Consider the following 12485-nt stretch of genomic DNA (forward strand, 5'->3'; position numbering starts at 1 on the left):
GGCCCGAGCCAGGTCGCGGGCGCCCGCGACTCGACCGCCTTGCGCCGCCCTCAGGCCACCGGCAGCATCCGCCCGAGCTCGACCGCCGCCGCGAGGCGCTGGATCGCCCGCAGCGCGGGAGAGCGCACCTCGGAGGCCGGCAGCTCGTCGAACATCTCCGCGAGCTGGTCGAGGAACCCGAACCAACCGCCGAGGGCCGAGCGCACCTGGTCCTCGTCGGCGGCCGCATAGGTGAGGGTGAGCGCGACGCGGGGTTCGTCGTCGGAGGGGGTGGGCTCGTCGTCGGACGGGGTGGACCCGTCGTCGGAGGGGTGCGAGCTGTCGTCGGAGACGTCCGTCTCGTCGTCGGAGGTGATCGCCGGGTCCACGGAAGCAGCCCGCTCGACCTCCGTGATCTCGAGGCGGATCTCCGCCGGTCCCTCGCCCGCCGCGCGCCACTCGAGGTCGCACGACCGGCCGGGCTCGACCGCCACGACCGTCACCTCGGACGGGTCGCCCCTGCCGTGGTCGACGCGCACGGTGCCGGGCTCGCTCAGCGGGCCGTCGAGCTCGCCGAGCCACGTGGCCGTGTAGCGCGGATCGGTGAGCGCGGCCCACAGGGTGACCGGGTCGACCGACCACTCGCGTCGCTGGGTGAGAACGATCCGGGAGTCGGCGCCTTCGGCTCCGTCGACGCCACCAGCACCCCCGCCCTCCCGGCGCAGCGTCCCGAGCTCGCGCAGGTCCAGCCCGCCGAGCGGCTCACTCGCCGCCCCGCCCAGCGCGCCGCCCATGTCCCCGCCGGTCGACCCATCGGCCGCCCCGCTCGTCGCCGCGCTCACTGCGCCGCCACGCTTCCCAGGCAGCCCGGCCCGAGCAGGGCCTTGAGGTCGCCGTACAGCGCGGGCGAGGAGGAGACCCGGAAGCGGTCGGACAGCGACAGCACGGTGTGCACGGCGGCCCCCTCGACCACGACCCGGACCTCGGTGGACCCCGGGTGCTCGCCGAGCACCCGTCCGAGCCGGTCGATCATCGCCCCGTGGACGCGGTGCTCCGGCAGGTAGATCGTCAGCGGCCCGGTCCCGTCCTGCAGGGTGGGGATAGTCATCGAGTCGGCGACGACCTGGACGTTCTCATCGCGCACCGAGGCGCGCCCCTTGATCGAGACGATCGTGTCCTCCGACAGCGCGTGTGAGACGCCGATGTAGGACTGCGGGAAGAACATGACGTCGATCTCGCCCGAGAGATCCTCGAGCGTGGCGATCGCCCACGGGTTGCCCTGCTTGGTCAGCTTGCGCTGGACGCTCGTCACCAGCCCGGCGATCGTCACGCGCCTCCCGTCCACCGGGTTGTCCTCCGACGCGCTCACGAGGTCCGAGACGTCGGTGTCGGCGTGCTGACCGAGCGACCCCTCGAGACCGGCGAGCGGGTGGTCGGAGACGTACATGCCGAGCATGTGCCGCTCGAACGCGAGCTTCTCCCGCTTGTCCCACTCGGGCAGGTCGGGGATCTCGATGTCGAAGCCGACCTCGGCCCCCTCGACGGCCGCGAACAGGTCGAACTGGCCCACGGCCTCGTTCCGCTTGACGTCGACGACCGCGTCGACCGCCTCCTCGTGCCGCGCCACCAGCGCGCGCCGCGTGTTCCCGAGGGTGTCGAAGGCGCCGGCCTTGATGAGCGACTCGATGGTCCGCTTGTTGCACACCACGGCGGGCACCTTGTCGAGGAAGTCCTGGAAGCTCGTGAACGCGCCCTTCTCCTCGCGCGCCTCGATGATCCCCTTGACGACGTTCGCGCCGACGTTGCGGATCGCCCCGAGCCCGACCTTGATCTCGTCGCCGACCGGCGTGAAGTCGGCGGCGGAGGAGTTGACGTCGGGCGCCTGGACGGTGATGTTCATGTGCCGGCACTCGGACAGGTAGAGACCGAGGCGGTCCTTGTTCTCCTGCGAGTTCGTCAGCAGCGCGGCCATGTACTCGACCGGGTAGTGCGCCTTGAGGTAGGCGGTCCAGTACGACACGAGCCCGTACGCCGCGGAGTGCGCCTTGTTGAACGCGTAGTCCGAGAACGGCAGGAGCACGTCCCACAGGGCCTTGACGGCCGCCGCCGAGAAGCCGCGCTCGAGCATGCCCGCCTCGAAGGTGACGAACTGCTTGTCCAGCTCGGCCTTCTTCTTCTTGCCCATCGCGCGGCGCAGGAGGTCCGCCTGTCCGAGGCTGTACCCGGCGACCTTCTGCGCGATCGCCATCACCTGCTCCTGGTAGACGATGAGGCCGTACGTGGTGCCGAGGATCTCGGCGAGCGGCTCCTCGAGCTCGGGGTGGATCGGCGTGATCGGCTGCTGGCCGTTCTTGCGCAGCGCGTAGTTCGTGTGCGAGTTCGCGCCCATCGGGCCCGGCCGGTACAGGGCGCCGACGGCGGAGATGTCCTCGAAGTTGTCCGGCTTCATCTGGCGGAGCAGGGTGCGCATGCCGCCGCCGTCGAGCTGGAAGACGCCGAGGCTGTCGCCGCGCGCGAGCAGCTGGTACGTGCCTTCGTCGTCGAGCCCGAGGTGCTCGAGGTCGACCGGCTCCTTGCCGTTGCGCCCGATGTTCGTCATCGCGTCGTCGAGCACCGTGAGGTTGCGCAGGCCGAGGAAGTCCATCTTCAGCAGTCCGAGCCCCTCGCACGTGGGGTAGTCGAACTGCGTGAGGATGAAGCCGTCGCGCGGGTGGCGCATGACCGGGATGACGTCGGTGAGCGTGTGGCTCGACATGATGACGGCGCAGGCGTGGACGCCCCACTGCCGGGTCATGCCCTCGAGGCCGGTCGCCATGTCGTAGACCCGCTTGGACTCGGGGTCCGCGCTCAGCACGTTCCGGAACTCGCCGGCCTCGGCGTACCGCTTCGAGCTCGGGTCCTCGATGTCCTTGAGCGGGATGTCCTTGGCCATGATCGCCGGCGGCATCGCCTTGGTCAGCTTCTCCCCCATGGCGAACGGGTAGCCGAGCACCCGGGCGGAGTCCTTGAGGGCCTGCTTGGACTTGATGACGCCGTAGGTGACGACCTGGGCGACCCGGTCGTCGCCGTACTTCTCGACGACGTAGTCGATGACCTCGCCGCGCCGGCGCTCGTCGAAGTCGACGTCGAAGTCCGGCATCGAGACGCGGTCCGGGTTGAGGAAACGCTCGAAGATGAGGCCGTGGACGAGCGGGTCGAGATCGGTGATCCGCATGGCGTAGGCGACCATCGAGCCGGCGCCGGAGCCACGCCCCGGCCCCACGCGGATGCCGTTCTCCTTGGCCCAGTTGATGAAGTCGGCGACGACGAGGAAGTACCCCGGGAAACCCATCTGGGTGATGACGCCGACCTCGTACTCCGCCTGCTTGCGCACGTGGTCCGGGATGCCGTCCGGGTAGCGGTAGCGCAGCCCGCGCTCGACCTCCTTGACGAACCACGAGTGCTCGTCCTCGCCCGCCGGGACGTCGAACCGCGGCATGAAGTTCGCGCCGTCGGCGGCGGTCGTGAAGGAGACGTCGCACTGCTCGGCGACGAGCAGGGTGTTCCGCACGGCGTCCGGGTGGTCGGCGAACAGGTTCCACATGTCCTTGCTCGAGCGCAGGTGGTAGCCGGTGCCGTCGAACTTGAAGCGGTTGGGGTCGTCGAGCGTCGAGCCGGAGTTGAGGCAGAGCATCGCGTCCTGCACGGACTTCTGCTCGGCGGTGACGTAGTGCGAGTCGTTGGTCGCGAGCAGCGGCGCGTCGATCCGCTTGGCGAGCTCGAACAGCTGCGGCATCGTCCTCTTCTCGAAGTCGTTGCCGTGGTCCATGATCTCGACGTAGAAGTTCTCGCGGCCGAAGATCTCCTGGAGCTCTCCGGCGGCGCGGACGGCCTCCTCGGTCTGGCCAAGCCGCAGCCGGGTCTGGACCTCGCCCGAGGGGCAGCCGGTCGACGCGATCATCCCGTTGGCGTACTGCTGGAGCAGGTCGCGGTCCATGCGCGGCCACTTGCCCATCTGGCCGTCGAGGGAGGCGTGCGAGGCCATCCGGAAGAGGTTGTGCATGCCCTCGGTCGTGCGCGCGAGCATCGTCAGGTGCGTGTACGCGCCCGACGCCGACACGTCGTCACCCTTCTGCCAGTCCTCGCCCCAGCGCACGCGCGTCTTCTTGTCGAACCGGGAGGTCCCGGGGGTCACGTAGGCCTCGACGCCGATGATCGGCTTGATGCCCTTCGCCGTCGCCGCCCGGTAGAGCTCGAACGCGCCGAACACGTAGCCGTGGTCGGTGATCGCGACGGCCTTCTGCCCCTGCCGCTCGACCTCGTCGACGAGGGCCGAGATCTTCGCCGCGCCGTCGAGCATCGAGTAGTCGGTGTGGACGTGGAGGTGGGCGAAGTCCTGCTGCGCGGGGGTCGAGGGCATACCCACGATCGTAGGTTCGACCTCCGACGACGAGGGCACCGGTCCGCCGCCCCCGCGAGGTCCGCGGCGTGTCCCGGCGTGTCCCGGCGTGTCGCTGCTCGGTCGACGCTGGTTGCGCCCGCTCGCCGCCGCGTGCCCCGCTCCGTCGCCGGGATGCCGCTCAGCCGCTCAGCCGCTCCGTCGCCGGGATGCCGCTCAGCCGCTCCGTCGCCGGGATGCCGCTCAGCCGCCGAGCGTGAGCGCCATGTCCTTGTGCCAGATGCCGGCGTCGAGGTAGCGGCGCTCGGACACCAGCGCGTACCCGAGGCCGGAGTAGAAGCCGATCGCGTGCTCCTGGGCCTCGATGTCGACGCGGACGCTGCCGTCGGGCCCCAGGTGCTCCGCCTCGGCGACCGCGTGGAGCGCCTGCATGACGGCGCGGCCCGCGCCCGTCCCCCGCGCCGCGCGGAGCACGGCGACCCGGCCGATCCGCACCACGCCCGGGCCCTCGGGCAGGAGCCGGGCGGTCGCGACAGGGAGCTCCACGCCGTCCGCGCCGGTCGTCACGCCGAGGACGTGGACCGTGCCCGGGTCGGTGTCGAGGTCGTCGATCTCCTCCTCGCCGGGGACCTTCTGCTCCTCGACGAAGACCTCCCACCGCACCCGCCAGCAGGCCTCGAGGTCGGCGCGGTCGGTCACGCGTCGGACGGTGGTGGGCGCGTGGCCGGCCGGCTCGTGCGCCGCCGGTCCGGTCGCGGCCGGCTCGCTCCCGGCCTGCTCGCTTGCCGCCGCTCCGCTCACCGTCCCGCCTCGCGGAGGACCTCCAGGGCGGCCGCGAGGTCGTCCGGGTAGGGCGAGGCGACCTCGACGCGCGCGTCGGTCACCGGGTGCGCGAACGCCAGCCCGACGGCGTGCAGCCACTGCCTCGTCAGCCCGACCCGGGCGCCGAGCGTGGGGTCGGCGCCGTAGGTCGTGTCGCCCACGCACGGGTGCCCCACCGCGGAGGTGTGGACGCGGATCTGATGCGTGCGGCCGGTCTCGAGCCGGATCTCGAGCAGGGACGCGCCGGGCATCGACTCGAGCGTCTCGTAGTGCGTGATCGCGTCCTTGCCGCCCGTGACGACGGCCATCTTGTAGCTGTGCCGCGGGTCCCGGCCGACGGGCGCGTCGACGGTTCCCGCGCTCGGGTCCATCTGGCCCTGGACGAGGGCGTGGTACGTCTTGTCGACGGTGCGCTCCTTGAACGCCCGCTTGAGCACCGTGTACGCGCGCTCCGACTTCGCGACGACCATGAGGCCGGACGTGCCGACGTCCAGCCGGTGGACGACCCCCTGCCGTTCCGGCGCTCCCGAGGTGGACACGCGCCGGCCGGAGGCCGCCAGGGCGCCGACGACCGTGGGTCCGTCCCAGCCCGGTGAGGGGTGGGCGGCGACGCCCACGGGCTTGTCGACGACGACGATGTCGTCGTCCTCCAGCGCGATCGCCATGCCCTCGACGGCGGTGGGCGTCGGCGGACCGGGCGGTCGCTCGGGCTCGGGCAGCGTGACCTCGAGCCACGCCCCCGCGGTGAGCCGGTCGGACTTGCCGACGGGGGCGCCGTCGAGGAGCACGTCGCCGCCTGCCGCGAGCTCGGCTGCGCGCGTGCGGGAGAGGCCGAGCAGGCGCGCGATGGCGGCGTCGACCCGTTCGCCGGCGAGCCCGTCGGGCACCGGCAGCGACCTGACCTCAGGCACCGGGGCGCTCCGTGCCGTCCGCGGCACTGGCGTCATCGACCTGAGCGTCCGGCGCGCCCTCGGCCCGCTGGGCGGCCTCCGCCGCCTCCCGACGACGACGCAGCTCCCGTCGCGTGATCCGCTCGCCCGGGGCGGCGGTCACCGTCGGCGGGGCCGTGGGCGTGGGGGTGGGCGCCGTCGCGGCGGCGGCCGGGGTCGTCGCGCCGGGTGTCGAGCCCGACGACGACGTGGCACCGGCAGGGCCCGACGACCGTGCCGCCGTCGCAGCCGCTCGGTCGGACGCCGGGGCGCCGGTCGCCGCCGCGTCGTTCGTCGTCGTGCTGGTCGTCGTCGTGCTGGTCGCCGTCGTGCCCGAGGTGGCCGCGCCCACGTCGGTCGCGCCCGAACCGTTCGTGCCCGATCCGGTCGCGCTCGCCGCGCTGGCTCCGGCTCCTGTGCTGCCGGCGTTGCTCCCGGTACTGCCGGAGCTGCTCCCCGCGCTGCCGGTGGTTCCGGCCCCGAGGCGGCGCTCCCACCAGGCCTCGGGATCCTCGTCGTCGGAGGCCTGGGCGGTCTGTCCCGCCGTCGCGGCGACCAGCCAGTCGGGGTCGGAGTCGCCGTCGGCCGAGGAGTCGGTGGAGCCCGCCCCTGCCGACCCCGCGGCGCCCGCGCCGGTACCGGCGCTCGTCCCGGTCCCCGAGCCTCGGGCCGCGCGCGAGCCCCCGGCTGCACCGGCGGCCACGGTCGCGGTGTCGTCGTCGTGGCCGTCGCCCGAGTCGGCGTCGGAGGTCTCCCCCTCCTTCGCGTCCGACAGTCGCGTCCCGTCGATCTCCCGGCCCGTGAGGGCGAGCACGCAGATCATCAGCGCCGCCACGACGATCCCGATGTCCGCGACGTTGCCGACGAACCAGTCGTAGTAGGCGAGGAAGTCGATGACGTGGCCCTCGAACGGCCCCGGGTCGCGGAAGAGACGGTCGATGAAGTTGCCGACCGCGCCGCCGAGCAGGAGCCCCAGCGCGATCGCCCACGGCATCGAACGGAGCCGCCGCGCGTAGAAGAGGATGACCACGACCACCACGGCGATGATGAGTGTGAACAGCCAGGTCGTACCGCTGCCCAGCCCGAAGGCCGCACCGGGGTTGAAGACGAGGCGCAGGCCGAAGTATTCGCCGAGGAGCTCGATGCGGCGTCCGTCGGCGAGTTGGTCGAGCGCGATGGCCTTCGTCACCTGGTCGATGACGGCGACGGCGGCCGCCAGCCCCAGAAGGAGGGACAGCAGCCGCCGTGACGCGCCGGGTGCGGCGGTGCTCATGGGGCGGTCAGATTCCGCTCTCGCGGCTGCCGGTGCCACCCTCGACGGTGCTGAGGAGCTGGTTGAGGTAGCTCTTCAGACGCGTGCGGTAGTCGCGCTCGAACGTGCGCAGCTCGTCGATCTTCCGCTCGAGGAGCGAGCGCTCCTGCTCGAGCTGGGACAGCGTGCGGTTCGAGTGGGCCTCGGCCTCGCTGACGATCCGCTCGGACTCCGCCTGGGCCTCGGAGACGAGCCGCGCGGACTCGGCCTGGCCGTCGGCGACGTACTCGTCGTGCACCCGCTGGGCCATGGCGAGCATCCCGGCGGCCGAGTCGGGCGTGGTCGAGGCGGTGGCCGGCGCGGCAGCGGCTGCGGCCGGGGCGGCGGTGTCCGTGGCCTCGGGCTGCTCGGCGGGCGCCTGCGGCTCGGCGGTGGCGGCCGCGGCGTAGGGCTGCGGCGTGGCCGGCGGGGTGTCGTGCACGGAACGGCGGGTGGGCGCCGCGGCGACGACCGGCGTCTCCGCGGTGTCGTGGGTGGCGGGCTGCTCCTCGGCGTCTGCCTGGTCCGCGGCCGACGTGTCGGCCGGAGCCCCGGACGAGAGCTCCGCGACGCGAGCCTCGGAGGCCTCCAGGCGCGCCTTGAGCTCCTCGTTCTCCGCGTAGACGGAGCGGAGGGTGTCCACCACCTCGTCGAGGAAGTCGTCAACCTCGTCCTGGTTGTATCCCTCGCGGAACTTGGTCGCCTCAAACTTCTTGTTGAGGACGTCGTCGGCGCTGAGCAGTGCCATCTCGTCTCACCTCGATCTTGGTCGGTCGTGGCTGGACGCCACGCGCGTCCGCGCCCCAGATTACTCAGAGGTCGGCGGAAGCATCGGACGCCGGGCCGGAGCAGCCCGTGCGGGCGCGCCGGATCGGCGTGGTCGTTGCGCCGGTCGCGGACCGGCTCGGGGCCGGTCGCGGTCCGTTCGCCTCCCACTCTCGGGCCGCTCCACCGGCGCCGGCGTGGTCGACCTGCCCTCCGGGTCGACCTGCCCTCAGAGCAGGGCGACGGCGAGCAGCGGCAGCACGAAGCCTCGGAGCAGCTGGACGCCGAGGAACAGGATGATGAAGCCGAGGTCGAGGGAGACCTGGCCGATGCGCAACGGCGGGATGAACCGCCGGATGAACCGCAGCGGCGGGTCGGTCAGCCCGTAGACCAGGTTGGCGACGACGAGCACGAACCCCGTCGGCCGCCACGTCCGCGAGAAGATCTGCACGAGGTCGAGGACGACCCGGGCGAGCAGGACCAGCAGATAGAGGAAGAGGACGAGGCTCAGCGCGTCGAGGACGATCCGCACGTCGTCAGGCGCGGGCGAAGTCGAACCCCGAGCGGGGCGACTCCTCCTCGGCGTGCGTCACGGCCACGCTGCGGGGCGCGAGGATGAACGCGCCGGGCGAGACCTTCTCGAGCACGCCGCCGAGAGCCATGGCGAGGCCGGCGGAGAAGTCGATGAGCCGGCGCGCGTCGGCCTCCGAGATGCCCTCCATGTTGAGGATCACGGGGGTGCCGGAACGGTAGGCGTCACCGACCGCCGGCGCGTCGTTGTAGCTCGTGGGACGCATGGTGACGATGCGGGAGAGCTCGACGTCCACGGGGGCCTCCTGGCGGGCGGGTGCGAGGCGGGTGATGTGGGTGACCTCGGCGTGCCGCTCGTACGGCTCGGCCGGATGCTCGCGGGTCTCGTCGGCCTCGCGGCGGTAGTCGTCGGAGCGGCGCTCCTCGGCGGGGCGACGGTCCTCACGACGGCGGTCGGCCGGCTCGTCGTAGCCGCCCTCGCCCTCGTACAGGTCGTCCTGCGGCTCGGCGAAGGAGAGGTACTCCATGAACTTGCGCATGGTGCCGGGCATGGGGACTACTCCTCGATCGAGACGGCCGGCGGAGAGGTCGCTCCCGCCACGTCACAGACGCTAACTGCTGGAGGTCGGCGTGGCAGGTTCGACGCGCCGGGCGAGTCCCGCTCCGACCGTGACGATCCCCGCGAACCGCCCCGTGCGCCGCTCCCCCGCGTGGGTCGCGCGGCGGTAGGAGTACAGCGCCTCGTCCTCATAGGTGCAGGCGTGCTCGCGGGTCACGCGCGTGACACCGAGGGCGTCGAGCTGGGCGTGCACCGCGGCGGCGACGTCGAGCCCCGGCGTCCCGTCGCGGGTGGTCGACCCGGCCGCGGGGTGGACGGCCGCGACCTCGTCGCGCAGCGGCGCGGGCACCTCGTAGCAGCGCCCGCAGATCGAGGGACCGAGGTGGGCGGACAGGTCCGAGGGTGCGACGCCGGCGTCGGCGAGCGCCTCGAGGGCGGCCGGGACGGCCCCGGCGACGAGGCCCGCGCGGCCCACGTGGACCGCGGCGGCGGCGCGGCCGGCACCGTCGGCGAGCAGCAGCGGGACGCAGTCGGCGACCATGACGCCGACCGACACGGTCTCGCCCGCGCGCGGGAGCGCGACGAGCACGTCGGCCTCCCCGACCGTCTCGCCGAACGCCTCACCGGCGGTGGGGGCGGGCGTGTCACCGGCGGCCGTGGCACCGGCGCCCGCTCCGGCGACGATCCGCACGGCCGTGCCGTGCACCTGGGTCATCCACGCGACGGGCCCGCCGACGAGCTCCGTGACGCGCTCGCGGTTGGCCCGCACGTGACCGGGGTCGTCCCCGACGTGCGGGCCGAGGTTGAGGCCGCCGGACGCGGCCGCGGCCCACGGCGGCGTCGAGACGCCGCCGTGGGCCGTGGTGAACACGCCGTGCGCCGCCGGGCCGAGGTCGGCGGCGCGGACAGGGACAGACATGCGACTCGGTCTACTTGAGGAAGTCGGGGATGTCGAGGTCGTCGTCCCGGGTGTCGGTGTCCGGGAACACGCGCGGGACCCGGTTGCCGTTCGGGGCGGGACGCTGCGGACCTGCCGGGGCCGGGCGGCCCTGGTAGCCCTGCTGCCCCGGCTGTCCCTGGCCGCCCTGGTAGGCGTCCTCGGCCTGCCGCTGCTCGCCGCGGGCCTCCGCGAACCGGGGGTCGCCGTAGCCCTGCTGGGCCGGGGCGTCGCCGCGCTGCGCCTCGACCGGCTGGTCGGGCGCCTGGCCGGCGGCCTGGGCGGGCACCGGTGCGGGACGCTGCTCGGCCGGCGCCTGCTGCTCGAAGACCGGGCGGGACCCGGCCTGGGCGCTCTCGCGACCACGCTGGGCGCCCGCGTCGGCGTCGGCGGCGGGACGCACGGCGGCGAGCGGCCGGCGGTTGACGGTGGACTGGGCACCCGTGGGGCCCACGCCCTCGTCGAAGCCGGCGGCGATGACCGTGACCCGCACCTCGTCGCCGAGGGCGTCGTCGATGACCGTTCCGAAGATGACGTTCGCCTCGGGGTGCGCGGCCTCCTGGACGAGGCGCGCGGCCTCGTGGATCTCGAACAGGCCGAGGTCGGAGCCACCCTGGATGGAGAAGAGCACGCCGTGCGCGCCGTCGATGGACGCCTCGAGCAGCGGCGAGGAGATCGCCCCCTCCGCGGCGTCGACCGCGCGGTCGTCGCCCCGGGCCGAGCCGATGCCCATGAGCGCCGAGCCCGCCCCCTGCATGACGGACTTGACGTCCGCGAAGTCGAGGTTGATGAGGCCCGGGGTCGTGATGAGGTCCGTGATGCCCTGGACACCGGACAGCAGCACCTCGTCCGCCGCGTTGAACGCGTCGAGGATCGAGACGTTCTTGTCCGAGATCGAGAGCAGCCGGTCGTTCGGGATGACGATGAGCGTGTCGACCTCGTCGCGCAGCGCCTCGATCCCGGTCTCGGCCTGGAGCCCGCGGCGCCGGCCCTCGAAGCCGAACGGGCGGGTGACGACACCGATGGTCAGGGCGCCGAGCGAGCGGGCGATGCGCGCGACGACCGGCGCGCCGCCGGTGCCGGTTCCGCCGCCCTCGCCGGCGGTGACGAAGACCATGTCGGCCCCGCGCAGGACCTCCTCGATCTCCTCCTCGTGGTCCTCGGCCGCCTTCTTGCCGACCTCAGGGTCGGCGCCGGCGCCGAGCCCGCGCGTGAGGTCGCGACCGACGTCGAGCTTGACGTCCGCGTCCGACATGAGCAGGGCCTGCGCGTCGGTGTTGATGGCGATGAACTCGACGCCCTTGAGGCCCGCGTCGATCATGCGGTTGACGGCGTTGACGCCACCGCCGCCGATGCCGACGACCTTGATGACCGCCAGGTAGTTCTGCGGTGCTGCCACGTTGTTCCCCTCGTCCGTGCCTGACCTTCAACCTCGACTTGAAGGTGAGACTTCTGTCCTTGTCTGGCGCAGGGAAGGTAGTCGCGACGCGAGGGTTCATGGGGAGCGACGCGCCACGAGAATGACAACGGTGTCGTTCGACGTGCGGTGCGCGGGGCGTGGGGGTCGGAACCGCGCCCGGCACGACGTCGCGCCGGGAGGCGCGGTCGGCCCCGGCCGGTTCGCGCCGGCTCAGCCGCCCGTCGTCGGGCGCGTGGGGATCGACACGTCGTAGCGCGAGGACGGCGACTGCTCGATGAGCACGAGGAGCACCTCGGACTTCAGGGTCGACTCCTCCGAGCTCCCCCACAGCACCTCGGCGCCGTCGGTGAGGGTGAGCGTGATGACGCCCTGCGCGGAGACCGCGGCCGACGCCACCTGGGAGCGCAGCTCGGTCGGCATCTCGCCGAGCGCCTCGAGCAGGGAGGTGAGCGCGCGCGTGCCGTCCTCGGGGTCGTCGGGGACGTCGACCTGGGGCAGCGTGCCGTCGGGCTCGTCGACCTGGGCGACCTCGGTGCCCGTGTCGTCGAGCAGCGCCCACCCGCCGTCGACCTGCGTGACCGCGACCGGCACGCGCGGGGTCACCTCGATCTCGAGCCCGGTCGGCCAGGCGCGTACGACCTCGGCGTCGGCCACGCCCGGGAGCGCCCGCACGGCCTCGTCGACGGCCTCGGTGTCGACGCGCGCGAGCGGCGTGCCGACCTGCGGGTCCGCGGCCGCGGAGACCTCCGCGAGGTCGACGTACGGGGACTCGGCCGTCGTCGTCGCCTCGACGTCCTCGAGCGCGGTGAGCGGGGAGAACAGGAGGGCCCAGGCGGCGCCGAGCAGCACGACGAGCGCCACCACGCCGATGATG

General features: G+C 73.0%; 11 protein-coding genes. All 11 read right to left on the minus strand.

Annotated elements, in window-relative coordinates:
* Window positions 1-50: 50 nt before the first annotated feature.
* Window positions 51-821, minus strand: coding sequence for an SRPBCC family protein (locus tag ACZLMO_RS13950; RefSeq protein ID WP_425713062.1), 771 nt, complete (start codon window positions 819-821; stop codon window positions 51-53).
* Window positions 818-4378, minus strand: a complete 3561-nt coding sequence (dnaE, locus tag ACZLMO_RS13955) for a DNA polymerase III subunit alpha (RefSeq protein WP_425713061.1) — start codon at window positions 4376-4378, stop codon at window positions 818-820. The genes ACZLMO_RS13950 and dnaE overlap by 4 nt, the downstream gene beginning before the upstream one ends.
* A 222-nt stretch (window positions 4379-4600) precedes the next feature.
* On the minus strand, window positions 4601-5056 hold the full coding sequence (locus ACZLMO_RS13960) for a GNAT family N-acetyltransferase (RefSeq protein ID WP_425713060.1): 456 nt from the start codon (window positions 5054-5056) through the stop codon (window positions 4601-4603).
* 98 nt (window positions 5057-5154) lie between these two features.
* Window positions 5155-6090, minus strand: coding sequence for an RluA family pseudouridine synthase (locus ACZLMO_RS13965; RefSeq protein ID WP_425713059.1), 936 nt, complete (start codon window positions 6088-6090; stop codon window positions 5155-5157).
* The gene (gene lspA / locus ACZLMO_RS13970; protein WP_425713058.1) at window positions 6083-7381 is read right to left on the minus strand and encodes a signal peptidase II; all 1299 of its coding nucleotides are present in this window, start codon (window positions 7379-7381) and stop codon (window positions 6083-6085) included. The genes ACZLMO_RS13965 and lspA overlap by 8 nt, the downstream gene beginning before the upstream one ends.
* 7 nt (window positions 7382-7388) lie before the next feature.
* Window positions 7389-8147, minus strand: a complete 759-nt coding sequence (locus tag ACZLMO_RS13975; RefSeq protein WP_425713057.1) for a DivIVA domain-containing protein — start codon at window positions 8145-8147, stop codon at window positions 7389-7391.
* A 246-nt stretch (window positions 8148-8393) separates the two neighbouring features.
* Window positions 8394-8696 (minus strand): YggT family protein, encoded by a 303-nt coding sequence (locus tag ACZLMO_RS13980; protein ID WP_425713056.1) that lies wholly within the window; start codon window positions 8694-8696, stop codon window positions 8394-8396.
* Between the two features lie 4 nt (window positions 8697-8700).
* A complete protein-coding gene (locus ACZLMO_RS13985) occupies window positions 8701-9246 on the minus strand; it encodes a cell division protein SepF (RefSeq protein WP_425713055.1) in 546 nt (181 codons plus the stop codon).
* Window positions 9247-9306: 60 nt separating this feature from the next.
* Window positions 9307-10173 carry a purine nucleoside phosphorylase YfiH/LACC1 family protein gene (locus tag ACZLMO_RS13990; protein WP_425713054.1) on the minus strand — a complete coding sequence of 289 codons (867 nt, stop codon included), beginning with the start codon at window positions 10171-10173 and terminating at the stop codon, window positions 9307-9309.
* 10 nt (window positions 10174-10183) lie between these two features.
* A complete protein-coding gene (ftsZ, locus tag ACZLMO_RS13995; protein ID WP_425713053.1) occupies window positions 10184-11590 on the minus strand; it encodes a cell division protein FtsZ in 1407 nt (468 codons plus the stop codon).
* Between the two features lie 231 nt (window positions 11591-11821).
* Entirely contained in the window at window positions 11822-12475 is a 654-nt protein-coding gene (locus ACZLMO_RS14000) for a cell division protein FtsQ/DivIB (RefSeq protein WP_425713052.1), read from the minus strand.
* Between the last annotated feature and the right edge of the window lie 10 nt (window positions 12476-12485).

The sequence above is a fragment of the Georgenia sp. G2120 genome, from assembly GCF_055326485.1.